The sequence below is a fragment of the Methylobacterium durans genome (assembly GCF_003173715.1).
Taxonomy (GTDB): Bacteria; Pseudomonadota; Alphaproteobacteria; order Rhizobiales; family Beijerinckiaceae; genus Methylobacterium; species Methylobacterium durans.
On the sequence record NZ_CP029550.1, the window covers coordinates 2,214,050 to 2,236,199 of the forward strand.

The 22,150-nt window shown below is 71.6% G+C and carries 27 protein-coding genes; 9 read left to right on the forward strand and 18 right to left on the reverse strand.

All coding sequences use genetic code 11. From position 1 onward, the window contains the following. Positions 1-53: 53 nt before the first annotated feature. A complete protein-coding gene (locus DK389_RS10140) occupies positions 54-575 on the reverse strand; it encodes a DedA family protein (RefSeq protein ID WP_109889304.1) in 522 nt (173 codons plus the stop codon). Between the two features lie 235 nt (positions 576-810). Here DK389_RS10140 and pdxY point away from each other — a divergent pair, with 235 nt between their 5' ends. Further along, positions 811-1,659 carry a pyridoxal kinase PdxY gene (gene pdxY / locus DK389_RS10145; protein ID WP_109889306.1) on the forward strand — a complete coding sequence of 283 codons (849 nt, stop codon included), beginning with the start codon at positions 811-813 and terminating at the stop codon, positions 1,657-1,659. A gap of 31 nt (positions 1,660-1,690) precedes the next feature. Here the strand turns inward: pdxY and DK389_RS10150 are convergent, their stop codons facing one another. The 7 genes from DK389_RS10150 to DK389_RS10180 form a co-directional block, all read right to left on the reverse strand. Then, the gene (locus tag DK389_RS10150; protein ID WP_109889308.1) at positions 1,691-2,152 is read right to left on the reverse strand and encodes a hypothetical protein; all 462 of its coding nucleotides are present in this window, start codon (positions 2,150-2,152) and stop codon (positions 1,691-1,693) included. After that, complete coding sequence (locus DK389_RS10155) at positions 2,149-3,153, reverse strand: NAD(P)H-dependent glycerol-3-phosphate dehydrogenase (protein WP_109889310.1); 1,005 nt, start codon at positions 3,151-3,153, stop codon at positions 2,149-2,151. Before DK389_RS10155 ends, DK389_RS10150 begins: the two co-directional genes overlap by 4 nt. Continuing rightward, positions 3,150-4,082, reverse strand: coding sequence for a GNAT family N-acetyltransferase (locus tag DK389_RS10160; RefSeq protein WP_109889312.1), 933 nt, complete (start codon positions 4,080-4,082; stop codon positions 3,150-3,152). Before DK389_RS10160 ends, DK389_RS10155 begins: the two co-directional genes overlap by 4 nt. Beyond that, on the reverse strand, positions 4,079-5,119 hold the full coding sequence (gene tsaD / locus DK389_RS10165; protein WP_109889314.1) for a tRNA (adenosine(37)-N6)-threonylcarbamoyltransferase complex transferase subunit TsaD: 1,041 nt from the start codon (positions 5,117-5,119) through the stop codon (positions 4,079-4,081). The genes DK389_RS10160 and tsaD overlap by 4 nt, the downstream gene beginning before the upstream one ends. A 76-nt stretch (positions 5,120-5,195) precedes the next feature. Then, entirely contained in the window at positions 5,196-5,720 is a 525-nt protein-coding gene (locus DK389_RS10170) for a hypothetical protein (protein ID WP_109889316.1), read from the reverse strand. A gap of 4 nt (positions 5,721-5,724) precedes the next feature. Next, the gene (locus DK389_RS10175) at positions 5,725-5,934 is read right to left on the reverse strand and encodes a TOBE domain-containing protein (RefSeq protein WP_109889317.1); all 210 of its coding nucleotides are present in this window, start codon (positions 5,932-5,934) and stop codon (positions 5,725-5,727) included. A gap of 103 nt (positions 5,935-6,037) precedes the next feature. Then, entirely contained in the window at positions 6,038-6,388 is a 351-nt protein-coding gene (locus DK389_RS10180; protein WP_418292022.1) for a DUF2293 domain-containing protein, read from the reverse strand. Between the two features lie 144 nt (positions 6,389-6,532). On the opposite strand from DK389_RS10180, the gene DK389_RS10185 reads away from it, so the two are divergent. Continuing rightward, complete coding sequence (locus DK389_RS10185) at positions 6,533-6,808, forward strand: hypothetical protein (RefSeq protein WP_109896243.1); 276 nt, start codon at positions 6,533-6,535, stop codon at positions 6,806-6,808. A 33-nt stretch (positions 6,809-6,841) separates the two neighbouring features. Further along, positions 6,842-7,789 (forward strand): ABC transporter ATP-binding protein, encoded by a 948-nt coding sequence (locus DK389_RS10190; RefSeq protein ID WP_109889319.1) that lies wholly within the window; start codon positions 6,842-6,844, stop codon positions 7,787-7,789. Between the two features lie 87 nt (positions 7,790-7,876). Here the strand turns inward: DK389_RS10190 and rpsD are convergent, their stop codons facing one another. Continuing rightward, complete coding sequence (gene rpsD / locus DK389_RS10195; protein WP_109889321.1) at positions 7,877-8,494, reverse strand: 30S ribosomal protein S4; 618 nt, start codon at positions 8,492-8,494, stop codon at positions 7,877-7,879. 193 nt (positions 8,495-8,687) lie between these two features. Next, positions 8,688-8,867, reverse strand: a complete 180-nt coding sequence (locus DK389_RS10200; RefSeq protein ID WP_109889323.1) for a hypothetical protein — start codon at positions 8,865-8,867, stop codon at positions 8,688-8,690. Between the two features lie 190 nt (positions 8,868-9,057). Between DK389_RS10200 and DK389_RS10205 the strand changes: the two genes are divergently transcribed. Then, a complete protein-coding gene (locus tag DK389_RS10205) occupies positions 9,058-9,291 on the forward strand; it encodes a hypothetical protein (RefSeq protein WP_109889325.1) in 234 nt (77 codons plus the stop codon). Between the two features lie 6 nt (positions 9,292-9,297). On the opposite strand, the gene murI is transcribed toward DK389_RS10205, so the two are convergent. Further along, entirely contained in the window at positions 9,298-10,164 is an 867-nt protein-coding gene (murI, locus tag DK389_RS10210; protein ID WP_109896245.1) for a glutamate racemase, read from the reverse strand. A 290-nt stretch (positions 10,165-10,454) separates the two neighbouring features. On the opposite strand from murI, the gene egtB reads away from it, so the two are divergent. Together egtB and egtD are read left to right on the forward strand one after the other, a co-directional pair. Beyond that, on the forward strand, positions 10,455-11,732 hold the full coding sequence (gene egtB, locus DK389_RS10215; protein ID WP_109889327.1) for an ergothioneine biosynthesis protein EgtB: 1,278 nt from the start codon (positions 10,455-10,457) through the stop codon (positions 11,730-11,732). Positions 11,733-11,760: 28 nt separating this feature from the next. Then, the gene (egtD, locus tag DK389_RS10220; RefSeq protein ID WP_109889329.1) at positions 11,761-12,735 is read left to right on the forward strand and encodes an L-histidine N(alpha)-methyltransferase; all 975 of its coding nucleotides are present in this window, start codon (positions 11,761-11,763) and stop codon (positions 12,733-12,735) included. Between the two features lie 15 nt (positions 12,736-12,750). On the opposite strand, the gene DK389_RS10225 is transcribed toward egtD, so the two are convergent. The 4 genes from DK389_RS10225 to DK389_RS10240 form a co-directional block, all read right to left on the reverse strand. Continuing rightward, a complete protein-coding gene (locus tag DK389_RS10225) occupies positions 12,751-13,020 on the reverse strand; it encodes a hypothetical protein (protein ID WP_109889331.1) in 270 nt (89 codons plus the stop codon). A gap of 202 nt (positions 13,021-13,222) precedes the next feature. Beyond that, the gene (clpA, locus tag DK389_RS10230) at positions 13,223-15,706 is read right to left on the reverse strand and encodes an ATP-dependent Clp protease ATP-binding subunit ClpA (protein ID WP_109889332.1); all 2,484 of its coding nucleotides are present in this window, start codon (positions 15,704-15,706) and stop codon (positions 13,223-13,225) included. Positions 15,707-15,728: 22 nt separating this feature from the next. After that, complete coding sequence (clpS, locus tag DK389_RS10235; protein WP_418292052.1) at positions 15,729-16,124, reverse strand: ATP-dependent Clp protease adapter ClpS; 396 nt, start codon at positions 16,122-16,124, stop codon at positions 15,729-15,731. Between the two features lie 258 nt (positions 16,125-16,382). Then, entirely contained in the window at positions 16,383-16,739 is a 357-nt protein-coding gene (locus tag DK389_RS10240; protein ID WP_162560600.1) for a phasin family protein, read from the reverse strand. 298 nt (positions 16,740-17,037) lie between these two features. Here DK389_RS10240 and DK389_RS10245 point away from each other — a divergent pair, with 298 nt between their 5' ends. After that, complete coding sequence (locus DK389_RS10245; RefSeq protein WP_109889336.1) at positions 17,038-18,519, forward strand: serine hydrolase; 1,482 nt, start codon at positions 17,038-17,040, stop codon at positions 18,517-18,519. 118 nt (positions 18,520-18,637) lie between these two features. Here DK389_RS10245 and DK389_RS10250 read toward each other — a convergent pair whose 3' ends face one another. The 3 genes from DK389_RS10250 to DK389_RS10260 are packed head-to-tail and all read right to left on the reverse strand — an operon-like array spanning position 18,638 to position 20,730. Further along, positions 18,638-19,342 (reverse strand): J domain-containing protein, encoded by a 705-nt coding sequence (locus tag DK389_RS10250; protein ID WP_109889338.1) that lies wholly within the window; start codon positions 19,340-19,342, stop codon positions 18,638-18,640. 3 nt (positions 19,343-19,345) lie between these two features. After that, a complete protein-coding gene (locus DK389_RS10255; RefSeq protein ID WP_335645537.1) occupies positions 19,346-19,594 on the reverse strand; it encodes a hypothetical protein in 249 nt (82 codons plus the stop codon). Next, a complete protein-coding gene (locus DK389_RS10260) occupies positions 19,591-20,730 on the reverse strand; it encodes a S1C family serine protease (RefSeq protein WP_109889340.1) in 1,140 nt (379 codons plus the stop codon). The genes DK389_RS10255 and DK389_RS10260 overlap by 4 nt, the downstream gene beginning before the upstream one ends. A gap of 477 nt (positions 20,731-21,207) precedes the next feature. On the opposite strand from DK389_RS10260, the gene DK389_RS10265 reads away from it, so the two are divergent. Further along, positions 21,208-21,423, forward strand: coding sequence for a hypothetical protein (locus tag DK389_RS10265; RefSeq protein WP_109889342.1), 216 nt, complete (start codon positions 21,208-21,210; stop codon positions 21,421-21,423). A gap of 275 nt (positions 21,424-21,698) precedes the next feature. After that, on the forward strand, positions 21,699-21,956 hold the full coding sequence (locus DK389_RS10270) for a DUF6894 family protein (RefSeq protein WP_162560601.1): 258 nt from the start codon (positions 21,699-21,701) through the stop codon (positions 21,954-21,956). The last annotated feature ends 194 nt before the right edge of the window (positions 21,957-22,150 follow it).

The window sequence follows — 22,150 nt, forward strand, 5'->3', positions numbered from 1 at the left end:
AACCAGCCGCGGCCGCCCTTGTCGATGCGGCGCCGGCACCGCAGGCCGCGTGCCTAGCCCTGGAACCAGGTCAGGAGCCCGGCCCCGGGCGCGAGCAGCACGAAGGCCCAGACCAGGGCGGAGAGCACGTTCGCGATCTGGAAGTGCAGGCGCTCGACGCCGAACACGCCCGCGATCAGCGGCACCACGGCCCGCGCCGGGCCGAAGAAGCGCCCGAGGGCCACCGCGCCTGCGCCCCAGCGGTGCAGGAACGCCTCGGCCTTGGCCACCATCTCAGGGTAGTTCCGCATCGGCCACATCCGCTTGGCGCCGGACTTGTAGTAGAAGCCGAACTCGTAGGAGATCCAGTCGCCGAGCGTAGCGCCGATCGCGGCGGCGAGCACCACGGGCCAGAACGGGATGTCGGCCGCGCCGACGAGAGCCCCGATCCCGACGAGGATCACGGTCGCCGGCACGAGCAGCGACAGGAAGGCGATCGATTCGCAGAAGGCGAGGATCCCGGTGATGACGGGCGTCCACGCCTTGTGTGCCTCCACGAAGCCGAGGGTCGCGGTGCGCAGGGCTTCGAAATCCATGGAGATCCTTGCAAATTCGGCTTCGGCCGGCTTGGCGGTTCGCCCCGATGTGGGCTCGCTCCGCGGAAGGGCAAGCGGGACGCGGCCGCGGATGCACGGCTTCCCGAAAGGCGCTAAGGGCTCCTCACGACATTCCCGACTCCCGGGGCCCGCCCGGCCACCTGGATGCAGTGGGCGTTTCGTGAGTGACATACCGGGGCGGGGCCGTCCCGCACCGCGTGGGGAGGCGCCTCCCGTGAAGGTTCTGTCGATCCAGTCCCACGTCGCCTACGGGCATGTGGGCAACGCCTCCGCCGTCTTCCCGATGCAGCGCCTCGGCGTCGAGGTCTGGCCGATCCACACGGTGCAGTTCTCGAATCATACCGGCTACGGCGCGTGGCGCGGCCGCGTCTTCGACGGACCTGCGATCGAGGATCTGGTCGCCGGCATCGCCGAGCGCGGCGTGCTCGGCCAGTGCGACGGCGTGCTCTCGGGCTACATGGGCTCGCCCGACATCGGCACGGCGATCCTCGGGGCGGTGGCCGCTGTCCGCGCGGCGAACCCGGCGGCGCTCTATTGCTGCGATCCGGTCATCGGCGACACGGACCGCGGCATCTACGTGCGCCCCGGCATCGCCGAGCTGATGCGGGACCGCGCCCTGCCGGCCGCCGACATCGCGACGCCGAACGCCTTCGAACTGAACCTGCTCTCGGGCCTGCCGACGGGCAGCCTGGAGGAGACGAAGCGGGCGGTCGCGGCCCTGCAGGCGATGGGCCCCCGGGTGGTGCTGGTCACCTCCCTCGTCACCGACGCGACGCCGGACGACGCGATCGACCTGCTCGCGGGTGAGGGCGGCGCCTTCTGGCGCCTGCGCACCCCGCGCCTGCACCTCGACGTGAACGGGGCGGGGGACGCCATCGCGGCCCTGTTCTTCGTGCATTACGCCCGCACCGGCTCGGCGGCGCTGGCGCTCGGCATGGCGGGCGCCTCGGTCTACGGCCTCCTGCGCCGCACGGCCGAGGCGGGCTCCCGCGAGATCCTGACGGTCGCCGCGCAGGACGAGTTCGTGGCGCCGAGCGAGACCTTCCCGGTCGAGCCGGTGTGAGGCCGGCGCGACGTTTGGGGTCGAGCGCGGCTCAGGGCCGGAGGGCCGCCGCCCAGTAGCGCAGGCTGTCGGGGTTCACCGGTCCCCCGGCAGCCCGGTTCCGCTCCGTCACGAAGGCGTGGAAGGCTTGCGCCTCCTCGGGCGAGAGAAGATCGCGTAGCGCCGTCAGGATGCGGGTGATGCGCAGGTGGTTGTGGTCGAAAGCGCGCAGCCACGCATCCGTCCCGGCGTAGAAGCGGCGCATCCGCGCGAGGCCTGCGCGCAGGCCCGCCTGCGCCGCCGGGTCGGCGCGGATCGCCGCCGCCTCTGCGGGTGAGAGCACGGGGGCGCCCGGCACCGCCCGGCTCGCCTCCGGGAGGGGGAAGCACCATTGGATGAAGTCGTGCACGCCCTCGATTCGGGCATCGTCGAAGGCCAGCACCTCGGCGAGGCTGCGGCCGGCGCCGTCGCGCCCGGAGCCGTCGAGAAAGGCGTGGATCGGCCCCGCGCTCACTCGGCCTCTCCCTTGAGCGGGCGGGCGAGGAGCCGTGCGATCACCCCCTCGACGCTGGCCTCGCCCGAGACAATGGCGGCGACCGCCTCGGCCACCGGCATCTCGACCGCGCGGGCGCGGGCGAGCGCCACCAGGGCCGCGGCGGTGAAGGCGCCTTCGGCGAGCTTGCCGCCGGCGGCGGCCTCCGGGCTCGCGCCCTCGCCGAGGCGCTGGCCGAAGGCGAAGTTGCGCGATTGCGGCGAGGAGGCGGTGAGGACGAGGTCGCCGAGGCCCGACAGGCCCATCAACGTCTCCGGGCGCCCGCCATAGGCGCGGGCGAACCGCATCAGCTCGGCGAAGGCCCGGGCGATCAGGGCGGCCCGCGCGCTCTCGCCGAGGCCGCGGCCGGCGACGATGCCGGAGGCGATGGCGAGCACGTTCTTGCCGGCGCCGCCCACCTCGACGCCGCGCACGTCGTCCGTGTGGTAGAGGCGCAGGGTGGGCCCCGAGAGCGTCCGGGCGAGGTCGGCCGCGAGCGTCCCGTCGGAGGCGGCGAGGGTGACGGCGGTCGGCAGGTTGCGGGCGACGTCGGCGGCGAAGCTTGGGCCGGAGAGCACGGCGACGGGCGTGCCCGCCCGCAGCACCTCGGCCGCCACAGCGCTCATGAAGGCGTCGCTGCCACGCTCGATGCCCTTGGCGCAGAGGACGACGGGCGCGCCGGCCGCGAAATGGGGCCCGAGCCTGCCGAGCACGCCCCGCATGGTCTGGGCCGGGGTGACGAGGAGGACGGCCCCCGCCCCGGCCAGCGCCTCGGCCTCGGCGGTCGCCCGAATGCCGGCATGCAGGGGCACGCCCGGCAGGTAGCGGGCGTTCTCGCGGCTCCGCTCCAGCCGGTTCGCGGCCTCGGCGTCGCGCAGCCAGAGGGTCACGGGATGACCGGCCGCCGCGGCGGCGTTGGCGAGCGCCGTGCCCCAGGCGCCCCCGCCGATGACGGCGATGGGCCGCGAGTCCGATCGCGTCATGCGCAGGCTCCGTTCGCGGCGCGAAACTCCGCCGCCGAGAGACGATACAGCACGTGGCGGCACAAGGGGTTCCCCTCGGGCAGGGCCGGATGATCGAAATCCTCGGCTGCGTCGCGGCGCATGCCGAGGCGGTCCATCACCCGTCGCGAGGGCGCGTTGCCGAGGGCCGTGAAGGCGAGGACGTCCGCGATGCCGCAGCGACCGAAGAGGTCGGCGAGCGCGAGCCGAGCGGCGCGGGTGGCAAGCCCCCTCCCCCACCCGGCGCGGGCGAGGCGCCAGCCGATCTCGACGCCGGCGCCCGGGCGCTCGCCGCCGGCAAACGGCATCGGCCGGACGAGGCGCAGGGCGCCGACGAAGCCGAGGAAGGGCTCGCCCGGCATCTCCAGGACCCAGGGACCGAACCCGTCCGCCTCGAAGCGCCGGTCGAGGCTGCGCGCCTCCCACAGGCTCTCGGCCGGCGCCTTCGTCGCGGGGAAATGGCGCATCACCTCCGGATCCGCATTGAGGGCGGCGAAGGGAGCATCGTCCGCCCGTCGCCAGCGCCGCAGGATCAGCGGGCCGTCGCGCAGCGCGTCGGGGGCCGCTGGCGCCTTGCCCTTGCCGCCGCCCTTGCCGCCGCCCTTGCCGCGCCAGCCGAGGGAGCGGCGGTTGAGTAGAGCAAGATCGGCGCGGCCCGCCAGCACCGACTCGCCGAGCTCCGTCGCCGCGGCGAGGCGCTCGGCCGGCATGTTCGCCCAAGCCGGTGGGGCGACGCTCTCGCGCCAGGGGCCGCCGCAGGCATTGTCGAGGAGGATGCGCGCGAAGCAATGGTCGAGCCGCACCGGCCAGTCGGGCCGGGCCCCGGCCGCCTCCGGCAGGCGCCGGTCGACGAGGTCGCGCCAGCGCGCCTGCGCATCCGTCGCCGGGCAGCCCGTGCGCGGGAGCCTCACGCGGCCTTCGGCTCGGCGAAGGGCCAGCGGGCCCGGGCCGGCGCCGTGAGGTCGTCGACGAGGCCGAGGCGCAGCCGCTCCAGGCCCGCCCAGGCGATCATGGCGCCGTTGTCGCCGCAGAGGTTGAGCGGCGGCGCGACGAAGGGGAGGCCCGCCTCACCGGCCTGGGCCGCGAGCGCCCGCCGGATCGCCCCGTTCGCCGAGACGCCGCCCGCGGCCACGAGGGCGGTCGGGTGGCCGGCGACCTCGGCGAAGGCGCGCAGGCCCACCCGCAGACGGTCCACCACCACGTCGACGATCGCCGCCTGGAAGCTCGCGCAGAGGTCGGCGACGTCGCGCTCGGCGAGCGGCGCGATCCGTTCCGCTTCGACGCGCAGGGCGGTCTTGAGGCCGGACAGGGAGAAGTTCGCCTCGCGCCGGCCGAGCATCGGCCGCGGCAGGGCGAAGCGCTCGGGATTGCCGCCCTCGGCCATGCGCTCCACCTCGGGACCGCCGGGATAGCCGAGGCCGAGGAGCTTGGCGACCTTGTCGAAAGCCTCGCCGATCGCGTCGTCGATGGTGGTGCCCAGCCGCACGTAGTCGCCGACGCCCTTCACGGCGACGAGCTGGGTGTGGCCTCCCGAGGCCAGCAGCAGGAGGTAGGGGAAGGCGAGCCCGTCGGTGAGCCGGGCCGTCAGGGCATGCGCCTCGAGATGGTTGACGGCCAGCAGCGGCTTGCGGGCGACGAGCGACAGGGTCTTGGCCGTGACGAGCCCGATCAGCACGCCGCCGATCAGGCCCGGCCCCGCCGCGACCGCGATCCCGTCGAGGTCCGAGAGCCGCATGCCGGCGGTGTCGAGGGCGCGGGCGATGAGCCGGTCGAGCACCTCCACATGGGCGCGGGCCGCGATCTCGGGCACGACGCCGCCATAGGCCGCGTGCTCGGCGATCTGGCTCAGCACCTCGTTCGCCCGGATCAGGCCGCGCCCGTCCTCGCCCGGGGCGACGATGGCGGCGGCGGTCTCGTCGCAGGTGGTCTCGATGCCGAGGACGTTCATGCGGGCTGTGATCCGGTACGGGAGGCGTACCCTACCCGGCCGGGCCGGGCAGGGGCAACGGACGAGCGGGCGCCCGTCACTCCGCGGGCGCGATGGCGATCCTGATCGTGTCGCGCTTCGCGCCGCTGACCTCGATGAGGATCGGCGTCGTGCCGAACTGGTAGCGCACGCTCTTGCGGATCGTCGGGCAGTCGCGCCTCACCGTGAAGGCGGTGGGCGGGCGCGTGGTCTGGCCGTCCTGGCTCACGTCGATCCAGGCATCCTCCGAGAGGGTGACCTGATAGAGCCCCGGCATCGTCAGCGCGGGAAAGCGCAGGATGCCGCCGTAGGTGCCGGGCGCCGGCGCCCTGGAGGGCGGCACCGGGAACGCCACCTCGGCGTCGGGGCGCAGCTTCAGGACGGCGCCGGGCATGTCGGGTGCGACGGTGGCGCCCGAGGCGAGTTCCGCGAGGCTCGACGCGGAGAACCACGCGAGCTCGCGCATCAGCGACCAGTCGAAGGCCGTGCAGGCCGGCGGGATCCCGGCCGAACCGGCCTCCTGCGCCCGCGCATCACCGGCGACGGCGAGGAGGGCGAGGCCGATCGCTGCTGCGCGACGCATCGGCTCAATCCACCGCCACCATCACGTCGGAGGCCTTCACGACGGCATAGGCCTGGGCACCGTTCGCGAGCTTGAGGGCGTCGACCGACTCGTTGGTGATCGCCGCGGTGACGACCTGGCCCGGCGCGACCTCGATCTTCACATGGGCGGTGGTGGCGCCCTTCTCGACGGAGACGACGGTGCCCTTGAGGACGTTGCGCGCGCTGATTTTCATCGATGGACTCCGGGTCTCTTCCGCTGCCGGCGCGGCTCGCGCCGGCCCGTCCTATACACGAGGTCGGCCGCCCGCACCCGCCGCGGCCGCGCCGGGCGGGACTTCAGGGCCGGTTCTCCCCATCCTCCGCCGCCTCTTCGGTGATCGGCGCCGCGCCCCAGGCGCGGAGGGTCTCGTTGAGATCGTCGAGGACGAAGTGGCGGGCGCTGTCGCGATCGTAACCCTCGTCCAAGAGATCGTCGTAATCCGTGAAGACATGCCGGGCATACGCGGTGAGCGCGAGGCGCGCGGCGGTCTCCGGCGCGGCCCCCCGCAGGCCCGGACTCGCCAGGGCCCGGTCGAGGGTCGCCTCGTGCTCGAAGGCGGGCATGCGGGGGGCGAGGCGGCGCAGCGCCCGGCCGACCGTCTCGCGTCTGTCGCGCGGCGGTCCCTCGTCCGATCCGATCCGCCTCACGCCGACCTCCCGACCCGTGCGGGCCCGCACAGCACGACGCGCGCCCGCGCCATAATTCCCGCCCTCACCCGTGCTAACGCACGCGAAATGCCCCCGCCGATCCGCGACGATCGCGGCGCCGGGCGGATCTTTCGGGAGGCATCGATGCCCATTCGCCGTCTTCTGGCAGCCGCCCTCGTCACGGCCCTCGCCCTTCCGGCCCTGGCCCAGCCGTCCGACAAGGGCGCGGCGCCGCAGGCGACCCGCAACGTGACCGCGACCGGGGTGACGAAGCCGCCGGCCGCCTCGACCGGCGGCAGCAACCTGAGCCCCTCCGTGCGCAGCGAGATGGCGAAGGCCGAGAAGGCCGCCGCCGAGCGCAACCGGGCCTGGGACAACAAGATGCGCACCACGATGGGCTCGATCTGCCGGGGCTGCTGACCCGGACTTGGCCCGCGCCGGAGCGAGGCGCCCGTGATCCGGTTCGAGGCCGTCAGCAAGCGCTTTCCCGGTGCCCCCGGCCCGGCCGTCGACGACCTCGACCTGACCGTGCCGGAGGGCCGGACCTGCGTCCTGATCGGCCCTTCGGGCTGCGGGAAATCGACGACGCTGCGCATGGTCAACCGGCTGGTCGAGCCCGATACCGGGCGGATCTCGGTGGACGGCGCCGACATCCGGGCCGCGGATCCGATCGCGCTGCGCCGCCGCATCGGCTACGTGCTGCAAGGCGTCGGCCTGTTTCCCCACTACAGCGTCGGGCGCAACGTCGCCACCGTGCCCGAACTGCTCGGCTGGACGCGGACCCGGATCGCCGAGCGCGTCGACGCGATGCTCGACCTCGTCGGGCTCGATCCCGGCCTCTACCGCGACCGGCGGCCCGAGTCCCTCTCGGGCGGCCAGCGCCAGCGGGTCGGCGTGGCGCGGGCCCTAGCCGCCGACCCGCCCGTGCTCCTGATGGACGAGCCCTTCGGCGCCGTCGACCCCGTGGCCCGCGCGCGCCTGCAGGCCGAGATCGGCGCGATCCTCATGCGGCTGTCCAAGACCGTCATCCTCGTGACCCACGACATCGACGAGGCGATGCGGATGGGCGATCTCGTCGCGCTGATGCGGAACGGGCGCCTTGTCCAGGCCGACGCGCCCGAGCGGCTGCTCGCCGCTCCGGCCGATCCGTTCGTCGCCGATTTCGTCGGGCAGGATCGAGCCCTGCGCCGCCTCGCGCTCCTCACGGCGGGCGAGGCCGCACGCCCCGGGTTCGCGGCCTCGGGCCCGGAGATCGCGGCCGGAACCTCGCTGCGGGACGCGCTCGCCCTGATGCTGGCGGCGGGAACGGACCGCGCCCGCGTCACAGGAGGTCCCGAGCCGGCGCTCCTGACCCTGGAGGCCATCCGGGCGGCCGCCTCGGTGGAGAACGCGTCCGGTTGAGCGCGTGCGGCCCGTTCGTTCGCGTCCAAAGAGAAAGGGCCGCCCCGGCGGGACGGCCCTCTCGAAACGCAGGTCCCGTGCGGACGCTCAGCGGGAGTAGAACTCGATGACGAGGTTCGGCTCCATCTGCACCGGGTAGGGCACCTCGGAGAGGCCCGGCACGCGGGTGACGCGGGCGGTCATCTTCTGGTGGTCGACCTCGATGTAGTCCGGCACGTCGCGCTCGGCGAGCTGGCTCGCGACGACCACGATCTCGAGCTGGCGGGACGCCTCCTTCACCTCGATCACGTCGCCGGGCTTCACGAGGAAGCTCGGGATGTTCACGCGGCGGCCGTTGACCTTGACGTGGCCGTGGTTGACGAACTGGCGCGCAGCGAAGGGCGTGGCGACGAACTTCGCGCGGTACACGACCGCGTCGAGACGGCGCTCCAGCAGGCCGATCAGGTTCTCGCCCGAGTCGCCGCGCAGGCGGATCGCCTCGGCGTAATAGCGGCGGAACTGCTTCTCGGTGATGTTGCCGTAATAGCCCTTGAGCTTCTGCTTGGCGCGCAGCTGCGTGCCGAAGTCGCTCATCTTGCCCTTGCGGCGCTGGCCGTGCTGGCCGGGGCCGTACTCGCGGCGGTTCACGGGGCTCTTCGGGCGGCCCCAGATGTTCTGGCCCATGCGGCGATCGAGCTTGTGCTTCGCCTGAACGCGCTTCGACATCGCGTATCCTCTCAACAGTCACTTACGAGGAACGCGCCCTCCTCTTCCGCCCGGAGGCGGACGACAGGGCGGGGTTGAGGCCGCCCACGGGTGCGTGTGAAAAAGCCACGGGGCCCCTCATCGGAGCCCCGCGAACTGCGCGTCCATAGTTCAAACGGGCGGACCCGTCAATCCGCCGGAGGGCGCCGAGCCCTCAGCGGGCGCCCTTCGAGGGCGTGCTCGGGTCGGTCGCCGAACCCGGATTGTTGCCGGAACTGGTGCTGGCGCCGCTGCTGTGGCCGCTGCTCGGCGCGTTGCCGGCGCCCTGGGCGAGCGCGAGGCTCGCGCTGCCCGCGATGAGGGCGAGCGCGATCAGGGGAGCGTGGAGCTTCATCGGTTTCCTCGTTCTTCGTTCGTGGCGGGCCTGCAATCCCGCGCCCTCAGGACGGGCGGCGGGTTCAACGGCCAACCGGCCGTGCGGCGCGCCTGTTCCACGACACAGGCGAGGACACGGGCGAGCCAACCTGCGCGACGCGCGTTGTGATGGATGGTCCGTCGACCGCCCAGCTTCAAGGAACGACCCGATGTCGCTTCGCCTCGCCTGCGCCGCCCTCCTCGCCCTCGCCACGGTGCTGCCGGTCGGCGCCCCGCAGCCGGCCGCGGCCGGCCCGGCGCAATCCTACCTGTTCGGGGAGAAGCGCTTCCGGAATGCCTGTCGGCCGCCGCTCAAATACGCCGCCGGGACCTGCGTCCGCCGCTGCCCGGCCGGCTACCAGGACATGGGCCGCACCTGCCGCTTCCGGAACATGCGCTGGTGAGCGCCCCTACTGGAGGGTGAGGGGCATCGCCTCGACGGCGACCTCGTGCAGGCCGCGGCGGGCGAGCGACGCCCGCAGGGCCGGGCCGAGGCCGGCGCCGCCGGTGAAGGCGCCGATCACGGGCGCGTCGCCGGCCGCGCCAGAGCCGAGGAGCTGGATCACGCGCCGCGCGATGGCCGGCGCCGGGTCGATCCAGGTCACCGGCCAGGGCGCGAGCCGCTCGAACCGGGCGAGCAGCAGCGGGTAATGGGTGCAGGCGAGGCAGACGACGTCGGTGCGCGCCCCGGCTTCGTCGGTGACGAAGCAGGGTGCGATCTCGGCGGCGAGCGCCCCGTCGTCCACCGGCCTGCCGGCGAGCTCGGCCTCGGCGTAGTTCGCGAGATTCGCCGAGCCGATGAGGCTGACCCGGCAGGCACCCGCGTAGGTCCGGATCAGATCGTGGGTGTAGGCGCGCGCCACCGTGCCGGGAGTGGCGAGCAGCGAGACGAGGCGCGAACGCGTCGTCTCCGCAGCCGGCTTGATCGGCGGCACCACGCCGACGAAGGGCGTCGGGAAGCGCTGGCGGAGCGCCGGCAGAACCAGGGTGGAGGCCGTGTTGCAGGCGATCACCACGAGATCCGGCCGGTGCCGCTCGAGGAGCCGCTCCATCACGGCGAGCACGCGGGCGACGAGCGTCGCCTCCGCGAGTCGGCCGTAGGGGAAGGCCGCGTCGTCCGCGGCATAGACGTAGCGGGCGTCGGGCCGGGCGCGCCGCACCTGCTCCAGCACCGTCAGCCCGCCGAGCCCGGAATCGAACACGAGGATCAAGGGCTGCAGCGCCGGGTGGAGCGCTGCCGCGGAGAGGGTGGCCCCGGCCATGAGATCGATCCGCATCTGAAACGCGCCCGGCACCGTGCAATCAGCCCGAGTGTCCGCGGCGGAGGGTTAAGGCCACCTCACTGAGGCTGCAAAAAGGCTGCCGTCTCCGTGAGCCTGTTCGTAACCCCGCGGTTGGGGCCGGCGTCGGGAGCCCGGTCGGTCCGCCCCCGCACCCTCCGGCTTGGCTGCGACGAACCAGCCGAGGTTGACGAGCGTTGCCGAACGAGGGGCGGCACATATCTCCTCAGACCGCATGCGTTTCGAGGACGGAATTCTCTTCCGCCCGCCAGAAGGGAAACAACGGCATGGCAGTGACTTCGGCAGCCGTCCTGGCGGCGGGTCCCGCGCCTCGCGAGCTGAGGCCCGCCTTCCCGCCCCCGCCGGTGACGGCCCGCCCCATCGACCGCGATGCCTGGATTGCCGCCTTCCGCCATGTACGCGCCGAGACCGAGCGGCGGGCCGCGCCCCTCTCGCCGGAGGACCAGCAGGTCCAGTCGATGGCCGATGCCAGTCCCACGAAGTGGCACCGGGCCCATACGACGTGGTTCTTCGAGCAGTTCCTCCTGCGCGACCACAGGCCCGGCTACCGCATCTTCGACGAGCGGCTCCACTACCTGTTCAATTCCTACTACGTGGCCGCGGGCCCGAGGCAGCCGCGCATCAGCCGCGGCCTGATCACCCGGCCGACCGCCGCGGAGACCGCCGCCTACCGCGCCTACGTGGACGAGGCGGTGGAATCCCTCCTCGCCGAGGCTCCCCCGGAGGGTCTCGAGGCGGTGCTGCCGATCCTCGAGATCGGGCTCTACCACGAGCAGCAGCATCAGGAACTGATCCTCACCGACATCCTGCACGCCTTCGCGCAGAACCCGCTCGCGCCGGCCTACGACGCCGCATGGCGCTTCCCCGCTCCGCAGCCCGCGGAGGGGGGCGTCGTCCTGCCGGGCGGCATCGACCGGATCGGCCACGCGGGCGAGGGTTTCTCCTTCGACAACGAGTCGCCGCGCCACGACGTGCTGATCCTGCCCTGCCGGGTCGAGCGCGCCCTCGTGACCAACGCCGAATGGCTCTCCTTCATGGCGGACGGGGGCTACGCAAGGCCGGAACTCTGGCTCTCCGACGGATGGATCGCGGCCCAGACGGAGGGGTGGGAGGCGCCGGGCTACTGGCGGCGCGAGGGCGCGGCGTGGCTCACCATGACGCTGGCCGGCTTGAAGCCGGTCGATCCCGACCTGCCCGTCACTCTTATCAGCTACTACGAGGCCGACGCCTACGCCCGCTGGGCGGGCCGCGACCTGCCGACCGAGGCGGAGTGGGAGGTCGCCGCCCGCGAGGGAGGACTCGCCGACGCGTTCGGCCTCGTCTGGCAATGGACGCGCAGCGCCTACAGCGCCTACCCGGGCTACCGGCCTCTGCCCGGGGCGCTCGGCGAGTACAACGGCAAGTTCATGTCGAACCAGTTCGTGCTGCGCGGCTCCTCGGTCGCGACGCCCGCCGGCCACGCCCGCCTGCCCTACCGCAATTTCTTCTATCCCCAGCAGCGCTGGCAATTCACCGGCCTGCGCCTCGCGCAGGCCGGTGCCTGACATCGTCCTCGCGTTCCGGAGAAAGCCCGTGACCATCAAGCCCGTCTTCGCGGACGCGACGCCGATCAGCCGCCTGCCCGACGACCGGACCTTCCTCGACGACGTCGTCTCGGGACTGAGCGCGACCCGAAAATCCCTGCCCGCCAAGTATTTCTACGACGCGGCCGGCTCCGAGCTGTTCGAGGCGATCACCCGGCTGCCCGAATATTACCCGACCCGGACCGAGCTCGGCATTCTCGACGCGGCGGGCCCGGAGATCGCGGCCCTGCTGCCCCGCGCGGCGACCCTCGTCGAATTCGGCAGCGGCTCGACGGCCAAGGTCCGGCGCCTGCTGCGCCACCTGCCCGACCTCGGAGCCTACGTGCCCGTCGACGTCTCCGAGACGTTCCTGCGAAGCGAGGCCGAGATCCTGCGGGCCGACTTCCCGGCACTGCGCATCGAGCCGGTGGCGGCCGATTTCACGAAGCCCTTCGCGCTGCCCGACGGCCTCGAGAGCACGGACGTTGCCGGCTTCTTCCCCGGCTCGACCATCGGAAACTTCGAGCCCGCCGAGGCGCGGCGCCTCCTCGCCCAGTTCGGCGCCGTGCTCGGCCCGGGCGCGGGCCTGATCGTCGGCGTCGACCTCGTGAAGGACCGGGCAGTGCTGGAGGCGGCCTACGACGATGCGGCCGGTGTGACGGGGGCCTTCAACCGCAACCTGCTCACGCGCATCAACCGCGAACTCGGTGGCGATTTCCCGGTCGGCAGCTTCACGCATCGAGCCCTGTTCAACGAGCGGGAATCGCGCATCGAGATGCATCTCGTCAGCGCGCGGGCGCAGACGGTCGAGGTCGCCGGCCGCCCGTTCCGCTTCGCGGACGGCGAGACGATCCACACAGAGAACAGCTACAAGTACACGGTGGACGGGTTCCGCAGCCTCGCGGCCTCGGCGGGCTGGACGCTGGGCACCGTCTGGACCGACCCCGAGCGCCTGTTCTCGGTGCACGCGCTGAAGCGGGCGTGAAGCTGTGGCTCCACGCTAGGCCCGCTTCTCCATCATCGCCTTGACCTGCATGAGCTGGTCCCAGACCTGGCCCGGCGAGGTGCCGAGGAGGTCGAAGCCGGCGGTGATGCCCCAGTAGATCCCGATGCAGATGATCGGCACCAGAACCCAGGCGAGAAGCTCCTCGCCCCGGCGGCGGCGCCTGCGGCGGCGGCGGCGCTCCTCGCGGCGCGTCAGCTTCTGGGGCGGCGGGGGTACGGAGCGGGCGACGGGCGTGAGGGGGCCCTCATGCAGCTCGCTGGTCATGATGCCCCCCTCGTCTCGCGCGGGCCGCGGCGGCGCGCCTTCAGAGCCGTTTGCCAAACCCCCACCTGTCCGAGCGGGGGATCGCCCGGTCATCGGGCGTATCGCGTGTGGCTCTTAGCCCGTGTCGCGGGCGCGGGAAAGGACCCGAAAGCCTCAGCCGGACCCCGCCGTCGCGGATGTGACCGCGGGGTCCGGCTGCTCCTCAGGCGCGGACGAGCGGGACCTTCGGCACGGTGCGCACCCCGCCCGAGCCGCTGGATCCGCCGCCCTTGTCCTTCTCCGCCTTCTTGCGGGTCGTGGCGCGGGGCTTCGAGCGCTTGTGCTTCTTGGCCGCGTTGGTCACGTCCTTCTCGGGTTTCGGCGTCACGGGCCCGGCCGGAAATTCGAAGCCGAGGCTGTCCTTGGCGCCGGCCTTCGCCTCCACGTCCTCCGGTTTCGTCACGACGACCCGCACCGCGCCGCCGTCCTTGAGGCGCCCGAACAGCACCTCGTCGGCAAGGGGCGTCTTGATGGTCGACTGGATGAGCCGTGCCATCGGGCGCGCGCCCATCGCGTCGTCGTAGCCGTGCTCGACCAGCCAGTCGCGGGCCTCGTCCGAGAGCTCGATCGTGACGTTGCGGTCGGCGAGCTGCGCCTCGAGCTGGAGGACGAACTTGTCGACGACCTTGGCGACGACCTCCTTCGGCAGATGGCCGAACGAGATGATCGCATCGAGGCGGTTGCGGAATTCCGGCGCGAACAGCCGGTTGATCGCCTCGACGTCATCGCCGGTGCGCTTGCTCTGCGTGAAGCCGTAGGCGGCCTTGGCGAGGTCGGAGGCGCCCGCATTCGACGTCATGATGATGATGACGTTGCGGAAATCCACCTGCTTGCCGTTGTGGTCGGTCAGCTTCCCGTGGTCCATCACCTGCAGGAGGATGTTGAACAGGTCCGGGTGCGCCTTCTCGATCTCGTCGAGGAGCAGCACGCAATGCGGGTGCTGGTCGATCCCGTCGGTGAGCAGGCCCCCCTGGTCGAAGCCCACGTAGCCGGGGGGCGCGCCGATCAGGCGGCTCACCGTATGGCGCTCCATGTACTCCGACATGTCGAAGCGCAGCATCTCGACGCCGAGCGAGGCGGCGAGCTGCTTGGCGGCCTCGGTCTTGCCGACGCCGGTCGGGCCCGCGAACAGGTAGGAGCCGATCGGCTTGTCGGGGTCGCGAAGCCCTGCGCGGGCGAGCTTGATCGCCGAGGTCAGGGCCTCGATGGCATTCGACTGGCCGTAGACCACCCGCTTCAGGTTCTCGGTGAGATTCTGGAGAACCACCGCGTCGTCCTTCGAGACGGTCTTCGGCGGGATGCGGGCCATCGTGGCGATGGTCGCCTCGATCTCCTTGACGCCGATGGTGCGCTTGCGACGCGCCTCCGGCACCAGCATCTGCGAGGCGCCGGTCTCGTCGATCACGTCGATCGCCTTGTCGGGCAGCTTGCGGTCGTTGATGTAGCGCGCGGACAGCTCGACGGCCGCCTTCACGGCGTCGGTCGTGTACTTGAGCTTGTGGAATTCCTCGAAATACGGCCGCAGGCCCTTCACGATCTCGATCGCGTCCGGGATCGAGGGCTCGTTGACGTCGATCTTCTGGAAGCGGCGCACCAGGGCCCGGTCCTTCTCGAAGTACTGGCGGTACTCCTTGTAGGTGGTCGAGCCGATGCAGCGCAGCGTGCCGGAGGCCAGCGCCGGCTTGAGAAGGTTCGAGGCGTCCATCGCGCCGCCCGAGGTGGCGCCCGCACCGATCACGGTGTGGATCTCGTCGATGAACATGATCGCGTTCGGATGCGCCTCGATCTCCTTCATTACCTGCTTGAGGCGCTCCTCGAAGTCGCCGCGGTAGCGGGTGCCGGCGAGGAGCGTGCCCATGTCGAGGGAGAAGACGGTTGCGTCCGCCAGAACCTCCGGCACCTCGTGCTGGATGATCTTGCGGGCGAGCCCTTCCGCGATAGCGGTCTTGCCGACGCCGGGGTCGCCGACGAGGAGCGGGTTGTTCTTCTGGCGGCGGCACAGCACCTGGATCGTGCGCTGCACCTCGGCCTCGCGGCCGATCAGCGGGTCGATCTTGCCGTCGCGCGCCTTCTTGTTGAGGTTGACGCAGTAGGCGTCGAGGGCGTCGCCCTTCTTCTTGCTCCGTCCCTCGCCCTCGTCGCCGCTCGGACGCTCGGACGAGCCCTCCTCGTCGGCGCCGCGCACGGGCTTGGCTTCCGAGGCGCCCGGCCGCTTGGCGATGCCGTGGCTGATGTAGTTGACCGCGTCATAGCGGGTCATGTCCTGCTCCTGCAGGAAGTAGGCGGCGTGGCTCTCGCGCTCGGCGAAGATCGCCACGAGCACGTTCGCCCCCGTCACCTCCTCGCGGCCGGACGACTGGACGTGGATCACCGCCCGCTGGATCACGCGCTGGAAGCCGGCCGTGGGCTTGGCGTCCTGGCGCCCGTCGCCGGTGAGGTTGGAGAGTTCGGTGTCGACGTACTCGACGAGGCTGCGCTTCAGGGCGTCGATCTCGACGTTGCAGGCCCGCATCACGGCGGCCGCGTCCTGATCGTCGACGAGGGCGAGGAGCAGGTGCTCCAGCGTCGCGTATTCGTGCCGGCGCTCGCCGGCGAGCGCCAGGGCGCGGTGGAGGGCTTGTTCTAGGCTGCGTGAGAAGCTGGGCAAAGCTCGTGCCTCTGTTGGGGGCCTACTTCTTTTCCATAACGCACTGGAGAGGATGTTGGTGTTTGCGGGCAAAGTCCATGACCTGCGTCACCTTGGTCTCCGCGACCTCGTAGGTGAACACGCCGCACTCGCCGACGCCGTTGTGATGCACGTGCATCATGATCTGGTAAGCGTCCTCGTGGCTCTTGTTGAAGAACCGTTCCACGACGTGGACGACGAATTCCATCGGCGTGTAGTCGTCGTTGAGGAGCAGGACCCGGTAGAGGTTCGGCCGCTTCGTCCGCGGCTTGGTGCGGGTGATGATGGCCGTGTTCGCGCGGTCGTCGCCGCCCGGCCCGCGGGGGTTCGAGGCCGCCACCGTCACGGTTCTCTCGCTGCCCGGCCGCGATGCGGCGGGCGAGAATGCGGTGCCCCGCATCATCGGGCCCTGAGACATCTGAATCGCACCGACCCCATCTGGCGGCAACATCACGCTCGCGGGGCGCGCCGGCGAGGCGCGCTCGCTTCGACGGCAATCTATAGGCCGGGGCGCGACTTCGCCAGACGGCTGCGCGCACTTGTCCGTGTCTCTCCCGCGGCGGGGCCGGCGCTCCGTGGATCGACGGGCGCGGGGCATGCCCCGCACCGGAAGAGAAGGGCCGGCGCGGAAGCCGGCCCGTCCGCGGCGATGCCCGCCTCAAGCGGCCTTCGGCAAGCCGAAGCTCTCGAAGGGCTTCGCCAGATCCTTGGCCAGCGCCACGTGGAGGTCACGCAGCGACGCGGCCTGGGCGAGCCCGCGCTCGAAGGAACCCTTCAGGTATTCGGTCTGGATCTCCAGCGCCTTGGCGAAGGTGCCGGCCTTGGAGAGCTTCTCGGCGGTGGCCGCGGAATGCTCATAGGATTCCTTCGCGAAGCCGGCCCACTCGATGCCGATGGTCTGGGCGGTCTTCGAGGCGGCGCTGATGCCGGCGAGCAGCGATTCCACGCCGGTCTTCATCGCGGCCTCGGCCTTCGCGACGGTCGCTTCGGTCTTCTCGAGGGTCTTCGTCGTCATCGTGTCTGTCCGGCACCCCGGCGGGGCACCCCTCTGCTGCGAGTTGCAAAAGCGCCGGAACGGACTTGCGAGAGCGAGCCTGCCGGCAAGCCGAATATGTGCACTGCAACATAATTCGTCAAGCTCATGTTGCATTGCGAAATCAGTCTCGAAATGACCGAAGCCCATTAACCGCGCCGTAACCGCGCCGACTTACGGTTTTCGACTGAAGCAGCGAGGCCACGGTGCCGCGGCACGGGCTCGCCGAGATGGTGCGATGCGTCCGGCAGGGTCGGACGGGCAGGGGCAGTCAGTCGTGATGCGTAGCGTTCCAAGCCGCTCCCGGACATCCCGCGCCCTTCCGGCCGCCCTCGCGGCGGCTGCGATCCTCACCGCCCTCGCCTCCCCCGCCGAGGCGCGCCGCCGCCACCACGCCCGGGCCGGCGGCGGCTACAACCCGCCCTACGCCGCGATGGTCGTCGACGTGAAGACGGGCAAGACTCTGCACGCGGTCAACGAGGATTCGCTGCGCCACCCGGCCTCGATCACCAAGGTGATGACCCTCTACATGCTCTTCGAGCAGATGGAGCGCGGCCGCTTCGCCCTCGATTCGGAGCTGACGATCTCGGCCCGCGCCGCGGCGCAGGCGCCCTCGAAGCTCGGCCTGCGGCCCGGCTCGACCATCGAGGTCGAGGACGCCATCAAGGCGATCGTGACGAAATCGGCCAACGACGTGGCCTGCGCCATCGGCGAGAACATCGCGGGCTCCGAGGAGCGGTTCGCCCAGATGATGACCGAGAAGGCGCGGGCCCTCGGGATGAGCCGGACCCGCTACGCCAACGCCTCGGGCCTGCCGGACGCCGACCAGATCACCACCGCGCGCGACCTGACGATCCTCGCCCGGGCGATCCAGGACCGCTTCCCGCGCTACTACCGCTATTTCCAGACCCGCTCCTTCGCCTTCCGCGGCCGGGTCATCGGCAACCACAACCGCCTGCTCGGGGCTGTGCAGGGCGTCGACGGCATCAAGACGGGCTACACGCGTGATTCGGGCTTCAACCTGATGACGGCGGCGAAGTCCGACGACCGCCAGATCGTCGCGATCGTGCTCGGGGGCAAGTCGGGCGCGAGCCGCGACCGGATCATGGCTGATCTCGTGCGCTCGAACCTCCCCCGTGCCTATGCGGGCGCGCGCCAGACCGGCTCGGTCGTCGAGGTCGCCGAGCGGACCCGGCCCGCGGTGGTTGCCGACGCGATCTCCCGCACCCGCACGCAGGTCGCCTCCGCCGACGACGACGAGGTCGACACCACCGCCTCGACGGACCGCAACCAGCCCCTCGACATCTCCCCGAGTCGCGCCACCACGACACCCGGCAGCGCCGGCCTCGGCGCGCGGACGGCCCCCGCCCTGCCCAAGGCCGCGCAGGCCTACGCGGCGAGCGCGAGCCAGGCGCCGTTCCCCGGGTCGGTCAAATCCGAGGCGCGCCTCGCCTCCGTCGACGGCCCGGCCCGCGCCGAGGCTCCGAAATCCCTGTCCGGCCCGCGGGTCGTGCCGACGGCCTGGGTGATCCAGCTCGGTGCGATGGACGACGAGGACAAGGCGAAGTCGATGCTGGCGGATGCCCGCGCCCGAGGCGGCGGGGCTCTCTCCAAGGCCGCGCCCTACACGGTGAAGGTGGAGCACGGCGGCGCGACCCTCTTCCGGGCCCGCTTCTCGGGCTTCTCCGAGCAGGATTCGGCGCAGGACGCCTGCAAGGCGCTGAAGCGCAGCGGCTTCAACTGTTTCGCGACCCGGAGCTGAGGGTCGCGCCGCGCGCCTGACCGGGCGCCGCATTCAGGATCTCGAGAGGCGCCGTTCGCGCCGATCCCGCCGGCCCGGCGGGACTCGATAGCTCATGTCTGGCAACGCGCGTGGAGTATCAGCGATGTCGGTTCAAAAGCCTGTCCCGGGCCGCGTTGACGCGGGCCGCAAGCCCGGCGGTTCCGCCCTGGTCCGGATGGATCCGCTTCATCAGCGTGCGGTGAGCCGCGCGGATCTGTTCTGGGGACGCCCCGCGCTCAAGCCCCAGGATCTCGTGAGCCTCCTCCTCCGTCATCGCCCCTGGTTGCGCCGGGCGGCCCGTCCGCGCGTCGCGGTCTCCCTCAGCGTCTACACGCCAGCCGGGAAGCCGGCGGTCGAGATACATCTCTAGGCCCGTCGCACCCGCGGGATCCTGCCTCCGGCAGGCTCGCAGGAGGTCGCGCAGGGCAGGCGGCGGCAGCTCGCTCAGGTTCCGGCCGGCGAGCGGGCCCGCCAGGACCCGGCCGTCGCCGGGGCTTCCGTCCGGCAGGAACGTGAACGCGATCAGCGGCGCGTTCCGCGCGCGGCCGGTGAGGCGGCGCCAAGTATCGCCGAAGCGCTGCCCCGCGGCCCGGCCACCGTCGAGGAACCAGACGCCCGCGAGGCCGAGGACGAGGGCGAGATCCGCCCGTCCGCGCAGGCCGAGCAGGAAGGCCAGCGCCAGCGCCCCCCAGCCGCCGACGCGGCGCAGCAGCGGCCAGAACCGGCTGGCGTCGAAGCGGCCGTTGCGGCGGGAGAACCACCACAGGGCGAGACAGGCGAGAACGCCGAGGGCCAGCGCCATGGTCTAACGCCGCACGCCGAAATCGGCGCTCGCGCGACCGCCGATCCGGACCTCGACTCCGTTGCCGAGATCGACGAAGCCGTCGCTGCGGGCGGGCACCCGGACCGGCTCGCGCCCGCAGCCCGGCCGGTTCGGAAGGCGAACGCCCTCGGGCGCGTCCTCCGGGCAGAGGCGCGGGCGTGCCGAGCGGTCGCCGGCGAGGGCGGGGTTCACCATCAGGGCGAGCGCGAGGCCGAGGCGGAGCGATCTCACAGCCGGTTCTCCGCCACGTCCGTCGTGGTGACGCGGACCGTGCGGGTGCGGCCGCCCCGCTCGATCACGAGGTCGACGCTCTGGCCGAGGCCCGCGGCCTCGATCGCCGCGGTCAGATCCGCGAGCCGGTGCACCGGCTTGTCGCCGACGCCGACGATGACGTCGCCGATCTCGCCCGTCTGCAGGTCGACGCCGCGCAGGCCCGCATTGGCGGCCGGCGAACCGCGCAGCACCCGCAGAACCACGACGCCGTCGATGCCGAGGCGCGAGGCCGTCGCCTCCTGTCCGGCGATGATGCCGATGCCGGGATTGCGCACGCGGCCATTGCGGATGAGGTCCGGCACCACCCGGTTCACCACGTCGACCGGCACCGCGAAGCCGATGCCGGCACTCGCGCCCGAGGGCGAGAAGATCGCCGTGTTGACGCCGATCAGCCGGCCGGCGGAATCGAGGAGCGGGCCGCCCGAATTGCCGGGATTGATCGCCGCATCCGTCTGGATCACGCCGGAGAGTTCCCGCCCCTCCCCCGTCGGCAGGCGGCGCTGCAGGGCGCTGATCACGCCGGTGGTGAGGGTGTGGTCGAGGCCGAACGGGTTGCCGATCGCGTAGGCCGCCTGCCCGACCTTGAGGTCCGCCGAGGTGCCGATGGCGAGCGGCGGCGGGGTCTTGGCGACCCGGCCGAGTTGGAGCACGGCGAGGTCGTAGGACGGGGCGGTGCCGACGAGGCGGGCCGGCACCACCTCGCCGGAGGACAGACGCACCGAGACCGAGCCGCCCGACTGGGTCGCGCCCTGGACGACGTGGTTGTTGGTGACGATGTGGCCGGCCGCATCCCAGACGAAGCCCGTGCCCGTCTGCGTGCCGCTCTGGCCCTGCTCCTGCTCGTCCGGATCGTCGAGGCTCATCAGGGCGCTGCCCTGCGTCGCGGCCTGCGCGAAGACATGGACGACGGAGGGACTCGCCCGCTCGAACAGGGCGACGGTGGTCGCCTCGGCCGGCGCGAGGTCGCCCCGCGCCGTCACCGCCCGCGGGGTTTCGGCGGAGAACAGGAGCGCGGTGAGGTAGGGCTGCGCGACGAAGAGCGCGAGCAGGACGATGACCGCGGCCAACGCGATGCGCGCGAAGCGATCCGGCACGGCAAGACTCCCGCAGCAGGCCCGGTTGTGGTCACGAGGCAACACCCGCGCACCCGCGGGCGCCCCGCTTAGAGCACCCCGCGGCAGCGGCAGGCAACCGCCAAGGCGGTCCTTAACTGGGCGTTCAGCCTGGGAGGTTCAACAGACGGGGGACGAGGAGACCGGCGTGTGACAGCGCACCGTTACATCGCAGCGGCCGAGCTAACGAAATGGTCATCCCTCGGGACCACAATCTTCATGCGCTGAATGAAGAGCATTTCCGGGCGGACGCGGTACGGATCATGTCAAAATCATGATGCGAGCGCCGTGAGAATTACGCACTTGCCTCCCGGCCGCCAATTGCGGCCGGAATGATCGCAATGCCGCCCCACGGATGCTCCCATTCGCGGGCACGAATGCAACCGCTCTGGCTGACCCGCCGGGATGGCCGGTCAGACGCCCGGACGCGGACGACAGAGTTCAAAGGGAACAGGTACGATGGAAACCGAGGCTCTCGAACGACCCGCCGATCTCACCATCTGGCGCTCCGTGCCGGCGAGCTCCCCGCTGGCGCAGCCCGAGCGTTTCGACACCCTGCGCGAGGCGATCGCGGCGGCGGCTGGCGCCCTCACCGATCCCGCCAAGCAGCCCTGGATCATCACCGAGGAGGGCGAGATCCTCTCGCCGAACTGGATCCGCACCTACCTGAACTGACGGGATGCGCCCGCTCCGGCCGATCGCCGGAGCGGCTCCGCCGGCCGGGTGTGGGCAGGTTGTTGCCGGCGGAGCCTGTCGGATGAGGAAACGGATCCGACCTACCCTCTGTCCAGCCGATCCGCGGCGGACGCATTCACATGGATGAAGCTTGAGCGGAGAGAAGAGAGCCCCTTCGCTCTGACGATGAAATCTGATTATCTCAGGTGAATGTTGCTGCGCCGCCGCGTCGTTAGCAACGGAACGACCTGCCGATGATCGGAAGGAAGATCGTCATGGCGCGCTACTTCTTCCACTTCCAGACCGGCCGGACCTTCACCCGCGACGAGGAGGGCGTGGAGATCACCGATCCCGCGCACGTGCACGCCCACGCCACGGGCCTCGTGCGGCGGCTGATCGCCGAGACGGACGCGCCCGGAACCTGGGCCCGCAGCGCCTTCGCGATCATGGATTGCGAGCACCGCCTGATCCTCCACCTCTCCTTCGCCTCCGTGCTCGGTCAGCGCCCCCGTCCGCACCCGCTCCTTCACTGAGCGCCCGCGATCCTGCAGCGGAATCTCGGCCGGGCCTTCACGTATGTGAATGCCACTTCCACGCGTGAGCCTTAGGCCGGAGCTTGGTCGGATGAGCCAACCCCCCTCTCATCTGGCTGGCACCGCCGGTCGAACTTTCCCCCGATCGCTTGAGCCGGCGGTGCCCCCCTTTCTCCGTCAGGCACGTTCCGTGC